This is a genomic window from Streptomyces sp. 135 (genome assembly GCF_020026305.1).
In the GTDB taxonomy this organism is placed as follows: Bacteria; Actinomycetota; Actinomycetes; order Streptomycetales; family Streptomycetaceae; genus Streptomyces.
This window is the reverse complement of record NZ_CP075691.1, coordinates 1,649,762-1,667,179: the sequence shown is the minus strand read 5'-3', so window position 1 is coordinate 1,667,179 and position 17,418 is coordinate 1,649,762. Positions and strand designations below refer to the sequence as shown.

The following is a 17,418-nucleotide window of genomic DNA, read 5'->3' as shown; positions in this document are numbered from 1 at the left end:
CACCGTCGTCGTTCCAGCCGGGTTTCCAGGGCTACTGCGCGCCGGGGCGCACCAGCCCGCTCTCGTACGCGTACACGGCCGCCTGCACCCGGTCGCGCAGGCCCAACTTCGTGAGCACGTGCCCGACATGGGTCTTCACGGTCGTCTCGCTCACGAAGAGGTCCGCTGCGATCTCGGCGTTCGACAGGCCGCGGGCCACCAGCTTCAGGACCTCGACCTCGCGGTCGGTGAGCGTGTGCAGGGTGTCCGGCACCGGCTCCTCACCGGACGGCAGGTGCGCGGAGTACTTGTCGAGCAGGCGGCGCGTGATGCTCGGCGCGAGCATCGCCTCGCCACCGGCGACCACGCGGATCGCCTGCACCAGTTCGTTCGCCGGAGCGTCCTTGAGGAGGAAGCCGCTGGCACCGGCGCGCAGCGCCTCCACCACGTACTCGTCCAGGTCGAAAGTGGTCAGCACCAAGACCTTGGCCGGACCGTCGCGGCCCGGCCCGGTGATCTGCCGCGTCGCCTCGACGCCGTCCATCCGCGGCATCCGGATGTCCATCAGCACGACATCGGGCTGGAGCGCCCGCACTTGATCGAGAGCCTGCAGGCCGTCTCCGGCCTCGCCGACCACCGCGATGTCCTGCTCGGCCTCCAGAATCATCCGGAACCCGGTGCGCAACAGCGGCTGGTCGTCGACCAGTAGGACGCGGATCGCCACGTAACTCTCCTTAGCTAGCCCGGGCCCATTCTGCCCTGCTCACCCTCGGCGGAGTCGGGCGCCCTCACCGGAAGCGGATACGGCGGGGGAGTCCCACCGAATTCCGGACATACGGCTTGGTGATCGCACCAACCGCACAATTTCGTCGGCCGGGGCCGCCACTCGCCCGTCGCCGTCGCCAGCTCGATCGCCTCCCAGAGCGCGAGCAGCTTCCGCTCGACCCGCTCCAGATCCGCCACCACCGGGTCGTACGTGATCACGTCACCGCTGCCCAGATACACCAGCTGGAGGCGGCGCGGGACGACGCCCTTCAGCCGCCACACCACCAGGGCGTAGAACTTCATCTGGAAGAGCGCGCCCTCCGCGTACTCCGGACGCGGGGCCTTGCCCGTCTTGTAGTCGACGATGCGGACGTCACCCGAAGGGGCGACGTCGACGCGGTCGATGATGCCGCGCAGCTTCAGACCCGACGCCAGCTCGGCCTGCACGAACAGCTCCCGCTCGGCCGGCTCCAGGCGCGTCGGGTCCTCCAGGGTGAACCAGCGCTCGACGAGCTTCTCCGCGTCCGACAGCCACCGCGCCATGCGCTCGCCCTGCGGGTCGTCGGCGAACAGCTCGGTCAGCTCGGGCTTCGTCTCGCGCAGCCGGTCCCACTGGCCGGGGATGAGCGACTTGGCGCGCGGCGCCGTGCGCTCGCTCGCGGGCGCGTCGAAGAGCCGCTCCAGGACGGCGTGCACCAGCGTGCCTCTTGTGGCGGCCTCGCTCGGCTTCTCGGGCAGCTTGTCGATCACCCGGAACCGGTAGAGCAAGGGGCACTGCATGAAGTCGCCCGCCCGCGAGGGTGACAGGGATGCCGGGCGCACGGCCGCCGCGGCACCGTCGGTGCTGGTTTCCATGAGGACAGACCCTACGACCCGTCACTGACAACGGCCGCATACCATCGACGGCAGACCCTCTCGCCCTGCATGATCGTGCAGGTAATCGCGCCATACCGGGGCGAGGGACGCTTCGATCGAGGGGACATCGTGGACGAAAGCGGCGAGAGCGGCAGGCCGCGGTCCGACGGCGCCGAGGGGCTGCGGCCGAACGGGACGGACGGCTCCCCCGAGCCGCCACGCCCGGACGCCACCCCCCAGCACCCGACGCTCCCGGTCGACCCGGACCCCGCGTCCCGACCGGCCCCCCCTGTGACGAACCCCGCAGAAGACAAACCCGCCCAGCCCGACCCGACCCCACCCACCTCCCCAGAAGCGAAGCCCTCGCAGGGCGACGACGGTGCAACGGCCGGCGGACCGGCCTCCGCCCCGCAGCAGCCCGCGCCGCGCCCGGCCGTCCCTGCGGCGGAGTCGCCGCAGGGTGACGACGGCGGGGCTGGCGAGCGGCGCCGGGTGCCTACGGTCGACGAGGCAGCCGCGGTAGCCGGTCAGCCTGCAAAGGCTCCGGACGGCGGGGCTGGCGACCGGCGCAGGATGCCCACGGTCGACGAGGCGCCCCCGGCAGCCGGTCATCCGGCAAAGGCCCAGGCCCCCGCCACCGACACGCCACAGCAGCCCCCCGCACGGCCCGCCGTCCCCATGACCAAGCCCCCGCGCGCCGCGGACGGCCAGGATGCCGCGCCCCCCGCCACCGAGCACGGCCAAGATCCCGCGCCACACGCCACCGGTCACGGCCAAGACCCCGCGCCCCGCTCCACCGAGCACCCGCCCGCACCCCGCCCCGGTGACGCCGCCTACGGAGCCGCCGACGGCAAGGGCGGGCCCACCCCGCCCAAGACGCGGAAGAACCCGGGCGGCGGACTGCTCATGGGCAGGCCCTTCGGCGTGCCCGTGTACGTCGCGCCCAGCTGGTTCCTCGTCGCCGCCCTCATCACCTGGGTCTTCGGCGGCCAGCTCGACCGCGTCCTGCCCGAGCTCGGAGCCACCCGCTACCTCGTCTCGCTCTTCTTCGCCGTCGCCTTCTACGCCTCCGTACTCGTCCACGAACTGGCCCACACCGTCGCCGCCCTCCGCTTCAAACTGCCGGTACGCCGCATCCAGCTCCAGTTCTTCGGCGGAGTCTCCGAGATCGAGAAGGAGTCGGAGACCCCCGGACGCGAATTCATCCTCGCCTTCGTCGGCCCGCTCCTCTCCCTCATCCTCGCCGGTGTCTTCTACGCCGGCATGCGCGCCGTCGAGCCCGGCACCGTCCCCGGAGTCCTCCTCGCCGGCCTGATGATCTCCAACCTCATCGTCGCCGCCTTCAACCTCCTGCCGGGCCTGCCCCTGGACGGCGGCCGCATGCTGCGCGCCGTCGTCTGGAAGATCACCGGCAAGCCCATGAGCGGAACCATCGCCGCCGCCTGGGTGGGCCGCGCGCTCGCCATCTCCGTACTGATCGGCCTGCCGCTCCTCAACCAGTCCGGCGCCCTCGGCGGCGAACCCCAGGACATCGGCGGCATGGACACCGTCACCGACGCCCTGCTCGCCGCCATCCTCGCCGCCATCATCTGGACCGGCGCCGGAAACAGCCTGCGCATGGCCCGCCTGCGCGAACACCTGCCCGAACTCCGCGCCCGCACCCTGACCCGCCGCGCGGTCCCGGTCGAATCCCACACCCCCCTCTCCGAGGCGCTGCGCCGTGCCAACGGCGCGGGCGCCCGCGCCCTCGTGATCGTCGACCCCGACGGCGACCCGATGGCGGTCGTCCGCGAAGCGGCCATCGTCTCCGTGCCCCAGCACCGCCGCCCCTGGGTCGCGGTCAGCGGCCTCGCCCAGGACATCACCGAAGGCATGCGGATCTCCGCCGAACTCGCGGGGGAGGAGCTGCTCGACACCCTGAGGGCCACGCCCGCCACCGAGTACCTCGTCGTCGAGGACTCCGGAGAGATCTACGGAGTCCTCTCCGCCGCCGACGTGGAACGCGCCTTCGTCAAGGCGATGGCCCGGCCCTCCTGAGCCACTCCCCGGACCCGGACGGACTCCGCCACCGTCGGCATCCGTAGGATGCCGCCCATGGTGACTGCGACCGTCCGTGAGTGGCGCGACGAGGAAGGCTGGGGCGTGCTCGACTCCCCCGAGACGCCCGGCGGCTGCTTCGGCCACTACTCCGACATCCAGGCGACCGGCTTCCGCACACTGTCCCCCGGCCAGCGAGTGGACCTCACCTGGGAAGCCCCCGGCTTCAAACAGGACGGCTACGACTACCGCGCCGTGAGCATCGTGCCCCGGCCCGCCTGACCTCCGCGATGGTCCGCAGCCCCCCGCGCGGCCGGTAGGCTGTTCACATGTCCGAACCGACCGGTGCCGCCCGCCGTCGCGGGCCCTTCAAGGTCGGGGACCAGGTCCAGCTCACCGACCCCAAGGGACGCCACTACACGTTCACGCTCGAAGCCGGGAAGAATTTCCACACCCACAAGGGTTCCTTCCCCCACGACGAGCTGATCGGTGCTCCCGAGGGCAGTGTTGTCCGTACCACGGGAAACGTCGCCTACCTCGCGCTGCGCCCCCTGCTCCCCGACTACGTCCTGTCCATGCCCCGCGGCGCCGCCGTGGTCTACCCCAAGGACGCGGGGCAGATCCTGGCCTTCGCCGACATCTTCCCCGGCGCACGCGTCGTCGAGGCGGGCGTGGGCTCCGGATCGCTCAGCAGCTTCCTGCTGCGCGCCATCGGCGACCAGGGAATGCTGCATTCCTACGAGCGCCGCGAGGACTTCGCCGAGATCGCGCAGGCGAACGTGGAGCGCTACTTCGGCGGCCCCCACCCCGCCTGGCAGCTCACCGTCGGCGACCTCCAGGACAACCTCAGCGACACCGAGGTCGACCGCGTCATCCTCGACATGCTCGCCCCCTGGGAGTGCCTGGAGGCCGTCTCCAAGGCACTCGTCCCCGGCGGCATCCTCTGCTGCTACGTGGCGACCACCACCCAGCTCGCCCGGACCGTCGAGTCCATCCGCGAGATCGGCGGCTTCAACGAGCCGACCGCCTGGGAGTCGATGATCCGCAACTGGCACATCGAGGGCCTGGCCGTCCGCCCCGACCACCGCATGATCGGGCACACCGGCTTCCTCCTCACCGCCCGCCGCCTCGCGGACGGCGTGGAGCCCCCCATGCGCCGCCGCCGCCCCGCCAAGGGCGCGTACGGCGAGGACTACTCCGGACCGAACGCCGACGGCGGCACCCCGCGCTGACCCGCGCGGCGAACCCCGTCCAATGAGCAGGCGCCGCCGCCGAGTTCCCTGACCGACCAGGGAACTCGGCGGCGGCGCCGTTTCGTTGACGGAACACCAGCCGCGTGCCAAAAGAGCTACGAGTACCCCCGGACCCCGGTGTTCCACCTCACTGTGACCTATGGCACGATGCTCGCCATCCCACCGGCACAGCCCTCACAGGAGACACTTCCTCGTGCAGCACCCCGCCGTCCCGGAACTGGCACACACCACCGCCCGCCCCGTCCACTGGCTGGCCACCGCCGCCGCGCTGGCCGCCGTCGTCGCGGCCTCCGCCTTCCTGGAGCCCGACCCGGCGACCGCCGCCCAGCCGACGCCCCAGGCACACACCAGGGCCACCGCGGGCGCACCCGCCCCGGCCCCCGCACCCGACCCCGCCGCCGTGGACTTCCCCCTCGAATGTGGCACCGTCGGATCCGCCGTGAAGAAGAAGGCCACCGGCGACCTCGACGGCGACGGCAGGACCGAGACGGTGGCGGTCGTCCACTGCCGGGCGGGATCGGGCACCCCACCCGACGGGGTCTACGTGATCACCCGCCCCGACACGGGCAAGCCCCGCGTCGTCGCCACCCTCGTGGACCCCAAGGACGGACTGACCACGACGGACTTCGCCGTGCGTGACGGCGCCGTGACTGCCACCCTGCTCGGCTACTCCTCGCTGGACGTCCCCCGCTGCTGCCCCGACCGCAAGGACGCGGCCAAGTGGCAGTGGAAGGACGGCGCGTTCACCCGGACCACACCCGCCGGCGCGCGCAGCGTCTGACGCGGCGGGCGCCAGCTCACTCCGCGTCGGGCCCGTAGACCTCGACCCTGTCCGAAACGCGCCGTACATGGATGCAGTCGCCCGGGCACTCCTTCGCGGAGTCGACGACATCGCGGAGCAGCGGCAGCGGCACGGGCGTTGTGGCCCCAGGGGCCTGGAGCAACTCGTCGTGGCCGCTCTTCACATAGGCCAGGCCGTCGATGTCCAGCTCGAACACCTCGGGCGCGTACTGCGCGCAGATGCCGTCTCCGGTGCAGAGGTCCTGGTCGATCCAGACCTCCAGCAGATCGTGGCCCTCACTGCCGGTCTCGGCGTCGTGCCGCACGGTCATCTCTCCTGCCGGTTGCTGCGTCGAGCGGCCTGACCATCGAGTAAGTCGGGCCAGCTCTGACGGGTGTTGAACGCTTCGACGATACAACCGCCCGCTTTCCGATGTTGTTGGGTGGGTATTCACCTGGTGTGAGGGAGAGCGCAAGGGTGAAGATCGGACACACCCCCTCGTCTTTGTGATCTAGGGGTTTCAATCGACACCCACCCAGGTAGGGTCTGGAAGCGTCCAGCTCCCCTTGGAGGAGGTGAGGACCGTGGCAGCCCACGACGACGACAACAACCGCGGCATCCGGCCGGGACGAGGGTCTGAAGACCCTGCCGGTCAGGTTGCCTATCTCGAGCAGGAAATCGCCGTCCTGCGACGCAAGCTCGCCGACTCTCCGCGTCATACGAGGATTCTCGAAGAGCGGATCGTCGAGCTGCAGACCAACCTGGCCGGCGTGTCCGCACAGAACGAGCGGCTCGCCAACACGCTCCGCGAGGCCCGCGACCAGATCGTGGCCCTCAAGGAGGAAGTCGACCGGCTCGCACAGCCACCGGCCGGCTTCGGAGTCTTCCTCGTGGCGAACGAGGACGGCACGGCGGACATCTTCACCGGCGGCCGCAAGCTCCGGGTGAACGTCAGCCCCAGCGTCGAGCTCGACGAGCTCAAGCGCGGCCAGGAAGTAATGCTCAACGAAGCGCTCAACGTGGTCGAGGCCATGGAGTACGAGAGCGTCGGCGACATCGTCACCCTCAAGGAGATCCTTGAAGGCGGCGACCGAGCCCTGGTGGTCGGACACACCGACGAAGAGAGAGTGGTACGGCTCGCCGAACCCCTCCTCGACGTCACCATCCGCGCCGGCGACGCCCTCCTGCTCGAACCCCGCTCCGGCTACGTCTACGAGGTCGTACCCAAGAGCGAGGTCGAGGAGCTCGTCCTCGAAGAAGTCCCCGACATCAGCTACGAGAAGATCGGCGGCCTCGGCGGCCAGATCGAGATGATCCGGGACGCCGTCGAGCTTCCGTACCTCTATCCCGACCTCTTCAAGGAGCACGAACTGCGGCCGCCCAAGGGCGTGCTGCTGTACGGGCCCCCCGGCTGCGGCAAGACGCTGATCGCGAAAGCCGTCGCCAACTCCCTTGCCAAGAAGGTCGCCGAGGTCACCGGCCAGCCCGCGGGGAAGAGCTACTTCCTCAACATCAAGGGCCCCGAACTCCTCAACAAGTACGTCGGCGAGACCGAGCGCCACATCCGCCTGGTCTTCCAGCGTGCCCGTGAGAAGGCGAGCGAGGGCACCCCCGTCATCGTCTTCTTCGACGAGATGGAATCCCTCTTCCGCACCCGCGGATCCGGAGTCAGCTCGGACGTGGAGAACACCATCGTCCCCCAGCTGCTCGCCGAGATCGACGGCGTGGAAGGGCTGGAGAACGTCATCGTCATCGGCGCCTCCAACCGCGAGGACATGATCGACCCCGCGATCCTGCGACCCGGACGACTCGACGTCAAGATCAAGATCGAGCGCCCGGACGCCGAGGCGGCGAAGGACATCTTCGCCAAGTACCTCACCGAGCGGCTCCCACTGCACGCCGACGACCTGTCCGAACACGGCGCCGACCGGCACGCCACCGTGCAGGGCATGATCCAGTCCGTCGTCGAGCAGATGTACGCCGAGTCCGAGGAGAACCGCTTCCTCGAGGTCACCTACGCCAACGGCGACAAGGAAGTCCTGTACTTCAAGGACTTCAACTCCGGCGCCATGATCGAGAACATCGTGGGCCGCGCCAAGAAGATGGCCATCAAGGCCTTCCTCGAGGCGAACCAGAAGGGCATCAGGGTCTCCCACCTCCTGCAGGCTTGCGTCGACGAGTTCAAGGAGAACGAGGACCTGCCCAACACCACCAACCCCGACGACTGGGCCCGGATCTCCGGAAAGAAGGGCGAGCGGATCGTGTACATCCGCACGCTCGTCACCGGAAAGCAGGGCGCGGACACCGGACGCTCCATCGACACGGTGGCCAACACCGGTCAGTACCTGTAGAACGCAGGGCGGCTGCGGGTGTCCTTCACGGGTACCCGCAGCCGTCTGCTTTTCAATGAAGGCAATGATCTCCCCACCAGCGCAAAGGCGTTCTAGGCTCTTCAATACCGCCGAGTCGCGCAGTGCGGGGACGGGCACCGCACACGCACCGGAGAACCAGCGGTACTTGAGCGCCGTTCCCGAAGGGGAGCGCCGCCGGGCAAGGAGGGCCGCATGACCGTACGGCGAGTAATGGGCATCGAGACGGAGTACGGGATCTCCGTCCCCGGCCACCCCAACGCCAATGCCATGCTCACCTCATCCCAGATCGTCAACGCCTACGCCGCGGCGATGCGCCGGGCGCGACGCGCCCGCTGGGACTTCGAGGAGGAGAACCCGCTGCGGGACGCGCGGGGTTTCGACCTCGCCCGCGAGGCCGCCGACTCCAGCCAGCTGACCGACGAGGACATCGGCCTCGCCAACGTCATCCTGACCAACGGAGCGCGCCTCTACGTCGACCACGCGCACCCCGAATACAGCTCACCGGAGATCACCAACCCTCTGGACGCCGTCCTGTGGGACAAGGCCGGCGAGCGCATCATGGCCGAGGCGGCCGACCGGGCGGCCCAGCTCCCCGGCGCCCAGCCGATCCACCTGTACAAGAACAACACCGACAACAAAGGCGCCTCGTACGGCACGCACGAGAACTACCTCATGAAGCGGGAGACCCCCTTCTCGGACATCGTGCGCCACCTGACGCCTTTCTTCGTCTCCCGCCAGGTCGTCACCGGCGCCGGACGCGTCGGCATCGGCCAGGACGGCCACGAGCACGGCTTCCAGCTCAGCCAGCGCGCCGACTACTTCGAGGTCGAGGTGGGCCTGGAGACGACGCTGAAGCGGCCCATCATCAACACCCGGGACGAGCCGCACTCGGACGCCGAGAAGTACCGCAGGCTCCACGTCATCATCGGCGACGCGAACCTCTCGGAGATCTCCACCTACCTCAAGCTCGGCACCACCTCGCTCGTCCTCGCCATGATCGAGGACGGCTTCATCGCCGTGGACCTCGCCGTGGACCAGCCGGTGCGCACCCTGCACCAGGTCTCGCACGACCCGACGCTCCAGCATCTGGTCACGCTCCGTAGCGGACGCTCGCTCACCGCGGTGCAACTCCAGATGGAGTACTTCGAACTTGCCCGCAAGTACGTCGAGGAGCGCTACGGCTCCGACGCCGACGAGCAGACCAAGGACATCCTGGCCCGCTGGGAGGACGTGCTCGGCCGCCTGGAGAGCGATCCGATGAGCCTCTCCGGAGAGCTCGACTGGGTCGCCAAGCGGGAACTCATGGAGGGCTACCGCCGCCGCGACAGCCTCGACTGGGACGCCGCGCGGCTGCACCTCGTCGACCTCCAGTACGCCGACGTACGGGCCGAGAAGGGTCTGTACAACCGTCTGGTGGCCCGGGGCAAGATGAAGCGGCTCCTGGACGAGGCGGACGTCGAGCGGGCCATCACCAAGCCGCCCGAGGACACCCGCGCGTACTTCCGCGGGCGCTGCCTGGAGCAGTACGCGGACGACGTGGCAGCGGCCTCCTGGGACTCGGTCATCTTCGACCTGCCCGGCCGTGACTCTCTGCAACGAGTGCCTACTCTGGAGCCCCTGCGCGGCACCAGGAACCACGTCAAGGAGCTCCTGGACCGCTGCCGCTCGGCAGAGGATCTGGTTCGGGTGCTCTCCGGCGGCTGAAAGGTCACCGGCGGGGGAATCACTGAGGTGGGTCCCGCACGTTGAACGAACGCGGGGCCGATGTCGGACCCGGCTTGTAGGGTCTGATCAAGAACGTCTAACCGAGCGAGCGGGGTGAGGTAGATGGCGACCAAGGACACCGGCGGCGGACAGCAGAAGGCGACGCGCTCCACCGAGGAGACCGAGGAGCAGGCGCAGGACGCGCAGGCCTCGGAGGACCTCAAGGAGCGCCAGGAGAAGCTGAACGATGACGTGGACTCTGTTCTCGACGAAATCGATGATGTGCTCGAGGAGAACGCCGAGGACTTCGTTCGAAGCTTTGTGCAAAAAGGTGGTCAGTGAGTTAAATGTCCGATTCTGTCGGAGGGAAGCAGTGCGCGGGGTGCGGGCGAGCGCTGTCACTTGAGTCCTTCGCGGCGGACAGAAACCGACGAGACGGTCTCCAGACGCGGTGTCGGCAGTGCGTCGCGGAGTATGGCGCACAGCGCTACCGACGCCGCCAGGAGGCCAAGGGCAAGAAGGTGCACGAGAGAGGCGGCGTGCCAGCCGGACACAAGCGGTGCCGTGTCTGTGGGGAGACCAAGCCGCACAGCGAGTGGCATCGCAACAGCACGGCTCCGGATGGTCTCGCCACGCGCTGCAAGCCATGTAAAGCGGCTGAAGGGCGTGCCGGTCACCTCAAGCGCCAGTACGGCATGACCCAAGCCGAGCGCGACGAAATGATCGCCGCCCAAAAGGGACTCTGCGTGATCTGTCTCAGTGCCCCCGCAATCCATGTGGATCACTGTCACGAGACGGGTAAAGTCCGTGGCGTACTGTGCTTCAACTGCAACTCAGGCCTCGGCAAGTTGGGGGACGACCCCGACAAGACCCGCCGAGCCACCGCTTACCTGGAAGGAAACTCGTGGAAGCCAATCCTCGTAGCACCGGGCGTCTACCAGCTGCCTTCCTGACGCCTGGCTCGTCGTCCTTCATGGATTTCCTGTCCGAGCACCAGCCCGAGATCCTGCCGGGCAATCGCCAACTGCCGCCCACCAAGGGCGTCATCGAGGCTCCGCACGGCACCACCATCGTGGCCGTGACGTTCCCCGGCGGTGTGGTCCTCGCCGGTGACCGGCGGGCGACGATGGGGAACGTCATCGCGCAGCGGGACATCGAGAAGGTCTTCCCCGCCGACGAGTACTCGGCGGTGGGCATCGCCGGTACGGCGGGCCTGGCCGTGGAGATGGTGAAGCTCTTCCAGCTGGAGCTGGAGCACTTCGAGAAGGTGGAGGGTGCCACGCTCTCCCTGGAGGGCAAGGCGAACCGTCTTTCCACGATGATCCGCGGCAATCTCGGCATGGCCATGCAGGGCCTCGCCGTGGTGCCGCTCTTCGCGGGGTATGACGTGGACCGCGAGAAGGGCCGTATCTTCTCCTACGACGTCACGGGCGGCCGCTCCGAGGAGCACGGGTTCGCGGCGACCGGCTCCGGGTCGGTCTTCGCGCGTGGTGCGATGAAGAAGCTGTACCACGACGGTCTGACCGAGGAGCAGGCGACGACGCTCGTCGTCCAGGCGCTGTACGACGCCGCCGACGACGACTCGGCGACGGGCGGCCCCGACATGGCTCGTCGGATCTTTCCCATTGTCACCGTCATCTCCGACGAGGGGTTCCGGCGGCTCACGGACGACGAGTCGGCCGCGATCGCGCGTTCGATCCTGGAGAAGCGGATGGAACAGCCGGACGGCCCGCGCGCCGCGCTGCTCTGATCGCTCCGAATTCGCCACTGACTGAAGTTTTTTGACAGAAAGGGACGGATCCGGTGTCGACGCCGTTCTATGTATCACCTCAGCAGCAGATGGCCGACCGGGCGGAATACGCCCGCAAGGGCATCGCGCGCGGCCGCAGTCTGGTCGTCCTGCAGTATGCCGACGGCATCGTGTTCGTCGGCGAGAACCCGTCCCGTGCGCTGCACAAGTTCAGCGAGATCTATGACCGCATCGGTTTCGCGGCCGCCGGCAAGTACAACGAGTACGAGAACCTCCGGATCGGCGGCGTCCGTTACGCCGATCTCCGTGGTTATACCTACGACCGGGACGACGTGACGGCGCGCGGTCTGGCGAATGTGTACGCGCAGACGCTGGGCACGATCTTCTCCAGTGCGGCCGAGAAGCCGTACGAGGTGGAGCTGGTGGTCGCCGAGGTGGGCGAGACCCGCGAGGGCGATCAGATCTACCGGCTGCCGCACGACGGTTCCATCGTCGACGAGCACGGTTCGCTCGCCGTGGGTGGTAACGCCGAGCAGATCAGCCAGTACCTCGACCAGCACCACCATGACGGCATGACGCTCGCGGAGGCGCTCAAGCTGGCCGTGCGGGCGCTTTCGCGGGACACCAACGGCACTGAGCGGGAGATTCCCGCCGAGCGCCTGGAGGTCGCGGTGCTCGACCGTACGCGTCCGCAGCAGCGCAAGTTCAAGCGGATCGTGGGGCGTCAGCTCTCGCGTCTGCTGGACGAGGGCGGTGCGACGGATGCGGCCGGTGATACGGATGAGGATGCCGGGCCCGCGCCGCGGTCCGGCGGCGACGTCGAGTAGTTCATCGGGTGGCTCACTGTGGCGAACGCCCCGTGCTCCGGCCGTCCGGCCGGGAGGCGGGGCGTTCGCGTGTGTGGGGCGCGGGGCGGGCTAGCGGGCGGGCCCGGTCGAGCCGCGGACGACGAGTTCGACGGGGAGCGGGGTGGCTTCGGGGGTGCGGCCCTCGACGACGGCGACCAAGGTTTCCATGCCGCGCTCGCCGAAGTGTTCGGCGGGCAGCCGTACGGTCGTCAGTTCCGGCTCGACGGCGGTCGCGAGAGTCATGTCGTCGAAGCCGGTCACCGAGAGGTCCTCGGGGACGCGCAGTCCGAGCCGGCGGGCGGCCTTGCAGACGCCGGCGGCGAGGAAGTCGTCGTCGCAGATGACCGCCGTGGGGTGGGGGCCCGGAGGGGCCAGGGCGGCTTCTGCGGCGGTGCGGGCGGCCTCGACGGTCAGGGGTGCCGCGACGCGCCGTACGGTCGCGTCCGTGCCGTGCAGGGCCGTGGCGAGGGCTTCCGCGCGTACGTCGAAGGTCCAGGAGTCGACGGCTGCCGCGAGGTGCAGGAAGTCGCGGTGGCCGAGTGCGAGCAGATGCTCTGTCACCTGGCGCATGCCCTCGGCGAGGTCGAGGTTGACGGTGGCGGCGCCGAGGCTGTGCGCGGGGTCGCTGTCGAGCATGACCAGGGGCAGGTCGTCGCCGCGGATGGTGGCGAGGGTGTCCGAGGCCATGGAGGAGGCGAGGACGCCGTCCAGTGAGGCGCGTGCCGACTCGAAGGGGTCGCGGGCGGGTCCGGTGCCTTCGGGGGAGGGGTAGAGGAGGACGCCGAAGCCGTGCCGGGCGGCGACGCGGGCGGCTCCGGTGTAGACGTGCGCGAAGAACTCGTTGGTGAGGGCGGGGACGACGAGCAGCGCTGTCCTGGTCCTGCCGAGGCGCAGGTTCCGGGCGGCGAGGTTGGGGCGGTAGCCGAGGTGCCGTGCGGTGGCGCGCACGCGCTCGGCGGTCGGTTCGGCGACGCGGCCGCGCCACTTGTCGCCGAGTACGAGGGAGACGGTGGCCTGTGAGACGCCTGCGGCGCGCGCGACGTCGCGGCTCGTGGGGGGCCGGGGGGTTCCGGCTTCCTGCTGTGGTCCGGCCACTGTCACCTCCCTGATCGGCCCGCGGGTGCGGGCGCGGTGGACCTGCGGACTGGGCTCATGGTACGTATGACGCTCGACGTTATACGTAAAACCCCGGCCGTGGCGGCGCGGGGGAGGGGCAGGACGGTATGGCTGCGGGTTACGCGGAGATCCTCCGGACGCGATACGCGACACGGCTGCTCGCCGGGACGCTGGTGGGCCGGCTGCCCAACGCCACGGCCGCGATCGCGATCGTGCTGTTCATCCGGGCCGAGGGCGGCACCTACAGCCTGGCCGGTGCCCTCGCCGCGGTGTACGGCGTGGCCAACGCGGCGGGGCAGCCGCTGCTCGGGCGCCTCGTCGACCTGTACGGCCAGCCGCGCGTGCAGCTGCCCGCGGCCCTGCTCTCCGGGCTCGGGATGGCGGCCTTCGCGTTCACCGGCCCCGACCAGCTGGCCCTGGCCTACGTGGCGGTGGGCGCGGCGGGGCTGTTCACGCCGCCTCTGGAGGGCGGCCTGCGGGCCCTGTGGCCGAGCGTCCTCGGCAAGGAGGAGCAGGTCCACACGGCGTACGCCATGGACGCGATCGCCCAGGAAGTCATGTTCACCGTGGGGCCGTTGCTCGTGACGGGCTGTGTGGCCCTGTGGTCGGAGCAGGCGGCGCTGCTGGTGGTGAACGCCGTGGGCCTGCTCGGTGCTGTCTCCGTGGTGGTGTCGCAGCCCTCGCGCGCCTGGCGTTCGGAGCCGCGCGAGGCGCACTGGCTCGGCGCCCTGCGCTCGCCGGGGCTCCTCGCGCTGCTCGGCGCGTTCCTCTTCATCGGCATGGCGCTCGGCTCCATCACCGTCGCCGGTGTGTCGTACGCGGACGGGCACGGCGGCGACGCGGTGTACGGCTGGATGATGGCGGCGCTCGGGCTCGGCGCGCTGATCGGCGGTTCGGTCTACGGCGCGCGGCAGTGGAGCGGCGTGCCGGAGAAGCGCCTCAGCGTCCTGGTGGCCCTGCTCGCCGTCTGCTACGTGCCCTTGGTGCTTGTGCCCGGCGCGCTCGCGATGATCGCGCTCTCCGCTCTCGCGGGGGTCTTCCTCGCGCCGTCGCTGGCGTGTGCCTTCATCATCGTCGACCGGCACGCCCCGCGCGGGACCGTCACCGAGGCGTTCTCCTGGCTCGTGACGACGTTCACCGTCGGGGCGTCGCTCGGAACCGCCGCCGCCGGGCCCGTCGTCGAGTGGGGCGGGACGGCGGGGGGATTCGCGGTTCCCGCGCTCGCCGGGGCGGCCGCCCTGCTGGTTTTGCTGGCCACCGCTCGGGTACTGGTTCCGGCCCATGAATCCGGGATCGTTGCGGGTTCATCGGAAAATGATCGAAACGGTGCCGTCGAACCCGGTTTCAGTGCCGGGCATCAGGCGTAATGTTCAGTCATGGACCGCCGCATTTTCGGGCTGGAGAACGAGTACGGCGTCACGTGCACGTTCAGGGGACAGCGCCGCCTGTCGCCTGACGAGGTGGCGCGCTACCTCTTCCGCCGTGTTGTGTCATGGGGCCGCAGCAGCAACGTCTTCCTGCGGAACGGCGCCCGCCTCTATCTTGACGTGGGATCACATCCGGAATACGCCACACCCGAATGTGACAACGTGACCGAGCTGGTCACCCACGACAAAGCAGGCGAGCGCATTCTGGAAGGCCTGCTCGTCGATGCCGAACGCCGCCTGCACGAGGAGGGAATCGCGGGCGACGTCTATCTCTTCAAGAACAACACCGACTCGGCGGGAAACTCCTACGGCTGCCACGAGAACTACCTGGTGGCCCGGCACGGAGAGTTTTCCCGGCTCGCGGACATTCTCATTCCGTTCCTCGTGACCCGGCAGCTGCTGTGCGGCGCGGGCAAGGTGCTGCAGACACCGCGCGGCGCCGTGTACTGCGTCAGCCAGCGCGCCGAGCACATCTGGGAAGGCGTCTCGTCCGCGACCACCCGCTCCCGGCCGATCATCAACACCCGCGACGAGCCGCACGCGGACGCCGAGCGCTACCGCAGGCTCCACGTCATCGTCGGCGACTCGAACATGTCCGAGACGACCATGCTCCTCAAGGTCGGCGCCACCGACCTGGTGCTGCGCATGATCGAGGCCGGCACGGTCATGCGCGACCTCACCCTGGAGAACCCGATCCGGGCCATCCGCGAGGTCAGCCACGACATCACGGGCCGCCGCAAGGTGCGCCTGGCCAGTGGCCGCGAGGCGTCCGCCCTCGAAGTGCAGCGCGAGTACTACGAGAAGGCGGTGGACTTCGTCGACCGCCGCGGCATCCGCACCGGCACCGTCGAGCAGGTGCTCGAACTGTGGGGCCGCACGCTGGACGCGATCGAGTCCGAGGACCTCGACCGCATCGGCACCGAGATCGACTGGGTCATGAAGTACAAGCTCATCGAGCGGTACCGGGCCAAGAACAACATGACCATGTCGCATCCGCGGGTCGCCCAGATAGACCTCGCCTACCACGACATCCACCGCCGCCGGGGCCTCTACTACCTCCTGGAGAAGAAGGGCCAAGCCGCCCGGATCTGCAACGACTTGAAGATCTTCGAGGGCAAGTCGGTGCCCCCGCAGACCACCCGGGCGCGGCTGCGCGGAGACTTCATCCGGCGTGCCCAGGAGCAGCGCCGCGACTTCACGGTCGACTGGGTGCACCTCAAGCTCAACGACCAGGCACAGCGCACCGTGTTGTGCAAGGACCCCTTCCGGTCGGTGGACGACCGGGTGGAGAAGCTCATCGCCGGGATGTGAGCCGGTGGGGCCGTGGCATGGCCGCGTGGTAGCCGTGTGATGGCCGTGTGATGTGAGCGGCGTTGTGGGAACGCAACGCGGGCGCCGTACGTTCCTCGTGCGGCGCCCTTCTCACGCCGTAGAGTTGCGCGCACTCCAACCCACAAGATCGACCGATACGAGGCCCCCACCGTGCGCCGACGCTCACTCCTTCTTGCCGTCCCGGCCGGCCTGCTCACGCTGGCAGGCTGCGGTGACGACAAGGCCGACAAGGCCAAGCCCAAGCCCAGCGACAGCCCGACCAACTCGCCGTCGGCCGCGCCGACGGCGAAGATCGTGGCCGGACCGCTGCCCGAGATCACGAAGGGCACGAAGTTCGGCCAGAAGCCGACCGTCGCCAAGGGCCCCGGCAAGGCGTCCTCCGACCTCGCGGTCAAGACGCTGATCGAGGGCAAGGGCAAGGAGGTCGCCAAGGGCGACTACCTCCAGGCCCACTACCTCGGCCAGATCTGGGCGACGGCGAAGGTCTTCGACAACTCCTACGACCGGGGCAACCCCACGGTGTTCCCGATCGGCGTCGGTCAGGTCATCCCCGGCTGGGACCAGGCGCTCGTCGGCAAGAAGCTCGACAGCCGCGTGGAGCTCGCCATCCCCCCGAAGATGGGCTACGGCGAGGAGGGCAACAAGCAGGCGGGCATCAAGGGCTCGGACACCCTCGTGTTCGTCGTCGACCTGGTGAACACCTTCAACGCCAAGAGCTCGGTGAAGGGCCAGGAGGTCGCGCAGTCCAACAAGGACCTGCCCAAGGTCGGCACGAACACCGACGGCAAGGCCCCCTCGATCGACGTCCCGAAGACCGACGCGCCCAAGAAGCTCGTCGCGTCGTACGTCCTGGAGGGCGACGGCGACGAGATCAAGGAGACCGACAGCCTGCTCTGCCAGTACAAGGGCGTGCTCTGGGCGGACGGCAAGGAGTTCGACTCCTCGTACAAGAGCGGCCGGCTCGCCCAGTTCCAGCTGGCGCAGGTCGTCAAGGGCTGGGCGCAGGGCCTGACGGGCAAGAAGGTCGGCAGCCGCGTTCTCATCGTCATCCCGCCGGAGCTGGGGTACGGCGACCAGCCGCCGCAGGGCAGCTCCATCAAGAAGGACTCCACGCTGGTCTTCTGCGTGGACATCCTGGCGAAGGCGTAAGCCCTTCGGGGATGTAAGACTGTCCGCGCTGACTTTCCGTACCAAGCAGG

17 protein-coding genes are annotated in these 17,418 nt (G+C 69.2%); 13 read left to right on the top strand and 4 right to left on the bottom strand.

Features of this window, described 5'->3' with window-relative positions; translation table 11 throughout:
• Nucleotides 1-31: 31 nt before the first annotated feature.
• Together KKZ08_RS07470 and KKZ08_RS07465 are read right to left on the bottom strand one after the other, a co-directional pair.
• A complete protein-coding gene (locus tag KKZ08_RS07470) occupies nucleotides 32-703 on the bottom strand; it encodes a response regulator transcription factor (RefSeq protein WP_127912309.1) in 672 nt (223 codons plus the stop codon).
• Nucleotides 704-717: 14 nt separating this feature from the next.
• Nucleotides 718-1,599: a RecB family exonuclease gene (locus tag KKZ08_RS07465; RefSeq protein ID WP_223773688.1), complete on the bottom strand. Its 882-nt coding sequence runs from the start codon at nucleotides 1,597-1,599 to the stop codon at nucleotides 718-720.
• 69 nt (nucleotides 1,600-1,668) lie between these two features.
• On the opposite strand from KKZ08_RS07465, the gene KKZ08_RS07460 reads away from it, so the two are divergent.
• The 4 genes from KKZ08_RS07460 (at nucleotide 1,669) to KKZ08_RS07445 (ending at nucleotide 5,670) form a co-directional block, all read left to right on the top strand.
• A complete protein-coding gene (locus tag KKZ08_RS07460) occupies nucleotides 1,669-3,636 on the top strand; it encodes a site-2 protease family protein (RefSeq protein ID WP_223773687.1) in 1,968 nt (655 codons plus the stop codon).
• A gap of 57 nt (nucleotides 3,637-3,693) precedes the next feature.
• Nucleotides 3,694-3,918, top strand: coding sequence for a cold shock domain-containing protein (locus tag KKZ08_RS07455; RefSeq protein ID WP_223773686.1), 225 nt, complete (start codon nucleotides 3,694-3,696; stop codon nucleotides 3,916-3,918).
• A 47-nt stretch (nucleotides 3,919-3,965) separates the two neighbouring features.
• On the top strand, nucleotides 3,966-4,868 hold the full coding sequence (locus tag KKZ08_RS07450; RefSeq protein WP_223773685.1) for a tRNA (adenine-N1)-methyltransferase: 903 nt from the start codon (nucleotides 3,966-3,968) through the stop codon (nucleotides 4,866-4,868).
• 214 nt (nucleotides 4,869-5,082) lie between these two features.
• Complete coding sequence (locus KKZ08_RS07445) at nucleotides 5,083-5,670, top strand: hypothetical protein (protein WP_223773684.1); 588 nt, start codon at nucleotides 5,083-5,085, stop codon at nucleotides 5,668-5,670.
• A 16-nt stretch (nucleotides 5,671-5,686) separates the two neighbouring features.
• Here KKZ08_RS07445 and KKZ08_RS07440 read toward each other — a convergent pair whose 3' ends face one another.
• Nucleotides 5,687-6,001 (bottom strand): ferredoxin, encoded by a 315-nt coding sequence (locus KKZ08_RS07440; protein ID WP_223773683.1) that lies wholly within the window; start codon nucleotides 5,999-6,001, stop codon nucleotides 5,687-5,689.
• Between the two features lie 253 nt (nucleotides 6,002-6,254).
• Here KKZ08_RS07440 and arc point away from each other — a divergent pair, with 253 nt between their 5' ends.
• The 6 genes from arc (at nucleotide 6,255) to prcA (ending at nucleotide 12,323) form a co-directional block, all read left to right on the top strand.
• Complete coding sequence (gene arc, locus KKZ08_RS07435) at nucleotides 6,255-8,021, top strand: proteasome ATPase (protein WP_223773682.1); 1,767 nt, start codon at nucleotides 6,255-6,257, stop codon at nucleotides 8,019-8,021.
• Nucleotides 8,022-8,234: 213 nt separating this feature from the next.
• Complete coding sequence (gene dop, locus KKZ08_RS07430; RefSeq protein WP_223773681.1) at nucleotides 8,235-9,746, top strand: depupylase/deamidase Dop; 1,512 nt, start codon at nucleotides 8,235-8,237, stop codon at nucleotides 9,744-9,746.
• Nucleotides 9,747-9,869: 123 nt separating this feature from the next.
• Nucleotides 9,870-10,088 (top strand): ubiquitin-like protein Pup, encoded by a 219-nt coding sequence (locus KKZ08_RS07425; protein ID WP_223773680.1) that lies wholly within the window; start codon nucleotides 9,870-9,872, stop codon nucleotides 10,086-10,088.
• 5 nt (nucleotides 10,089-10,093) lie between these two features.
• Complete coding sequence (locus tag KKZ08_RS07420; RefSeq protein WP_223773679.1) at nucleotides 10,094-10,699, top strand: endonuclease VII domain-containing protein; 606 nt, start codon at nucleotides 10,094-10,096, stop codon at nucleotides 10,697-10,699.
• Entirely contained in the window at nucleotides 10,651-11,496 is an 846-nt protein-coding gene (gene prcB / locus KKZ08_RS07415; RefSeq protein ID WP_223773678.1) for a proteasome subunit beta, read from the top strand. Before KKZ08_RS07420 ends, prcB begins: the two co-directional genes overlap by 49 nt.
• Before the next feature lie 53 nt (nucleotides 11,497-11,549).
• The gene (prcA, locus tag KKZ08_RS07410) at nucleotides 11,550-12,323 is read left to right on the top strand and encodes a proteasome subunit alpha (RefSeq protein WP_223773677.1); all 774 of its coding nucleotides are present in this window, start codon (nucleotides 11,550-11,552) and stop codon (nucleotides 12,321-12,323) included.
• 90 nt (nucleotides 12,324-12,413) lie between these two features.
• On the opposite strand, the gene KKZ08_RS07405 is transcribed toward prcA, so the two are convergent.
• Nucleotides 12,414-13,439, bottom strand: coding sequence for a LacI family DNA-binding transcriptional regulator (locus KKZ08_RS07405; protein ID WP_223773676.1), 1,026 nt, complete (start codon nucleotides 13,437-13,439; stop codon nucleotides 12,414-12,416).
• Nucleotides 13,440-13,567: 128 nt separating this feature from the next.
• Here KKZ08_RS07405 and KKZ08_RS07400 point away from each other — a divergent pair, with 128 nt between their 5' ends.
• From KKZ08_RS07400 to KKZ08_RS07390, 3 genes are all read left to right on the top strand, one after another.
• Nucleotides 13,568-14,827, top strand: a complete 1,260-nt coding sequence (locus tag KKZ08_RS07400; protein WP_223773675.1) for an MFS transporter — start codon at nucleotides 13,568-13,570, stop codon at nucleotides 14,825-14,827.
• A 9-nt stretch (nucleotides 14,828-14,836) separates the two neighbouring features.
• Nucleotides 14,837-16,198, top strand: coding sequence for a Pup--protein ligase (pafA, locus tag KKZ08_RS07395; protein WP_055567245.1), 1,362 nt, complete (start codon nucleotides 14,837-14,839; stop codon nucleotides 16,196-16,198).
• Between the two features lie 171 nt (nucleotides 16,199-16,369).
• On the top strand, nucleotides 16,370-17,368 hold the full coding sequence (locus KKZ08_RS07390; RefSeq protein ID WP_223773674.1) for an FKBP-type peptidyl-prolyl cis-trans isomerase: 999 nt from the start codon (nucleotides 16,370-16,372) through the stop codon (nucleotides 17,366-17,368).
• Nucleotides 17,369-17,418 lie beyond the last annotated feature (50 nt).

What these genes read in the sequence shown, in the direction of transcription:
- KKZ08_RS07465 (WP_223773688.1), bottom strand. Translation starts at nt 1,599, where the DNA reads ATGGAAACCAGCACCGACGGTGCCGCGGCGGCCGTGCGCCCGGCATCC.
- KKZ08_RS07460 (WP_223773687.1), top strand. Translation starts at nt 1,669, where the DNA reads ATGATCGTGCAGGTAATCGCGCCATACCGGGGCGAGGGACGCTTCGAT.
- KKZ08_RS07455 (WP_223773686.1), top strand. Translation starts at nt 3,694, where the DNA reads ATGGTGACTGCGACCGTCCGTGAGTGGCGCGACGAGGAAGGCTGGGGC.
- KKZ08_RS07450 (WP_223773685.1), top strand. Translation starts at nt 3,966, where the DNA reads ATGTCCGAACCGACCGGTGCCGCCCGCCGTCGCGGGCCCTTCAAGGTC.
- KKZ08_RS07440 (WP_223773683.1), bottom strand. Translation starts at nt 6,001, where the DNA reads ATGACCGTGCGGCACGACGCCGAGACCGGCAGTGAGGGCCACGATCTG.
- dop (WP_223773681.1), top strand. Translation starts at nt 8,235, where the DNA reads ATGACCGTACGGCGAGTAATGGGCATCGAGACGGAGTACGGGATCTCC.
- KKZ08_RS07425 (WP_223773680.1), top strand. Translation starts at nt 9,870, where the DNA reads ATGGCGACCAAGGACACCGGCGGCGGACAGCAGAAGGCGACGCGCTCC.
- KKZ08_RS07420 (WP_223773679.1), top strand. Translation starts at nt 10,094, where the DNA reads ATGTCCGATTCTGTCGGAGGGAAGCAGTGCGCGGGGTGCGGGCGAGCG.
- KKZ08_RS07400 (WP_223773675.1), top strand. Translation starts at nt 13,568, where the DNA reads ATGGCTGCGGGTTACGCGGAGATCCTCCGGACGCGATACGCGACACGG.
- pafA (WP_055567245.1), top strand. Translation starts at nt 14,837, where the DNA reads ATGGACCGCCGCATTTTCGGGCTGGAGAACGAGTACGGCGTCACGTGC.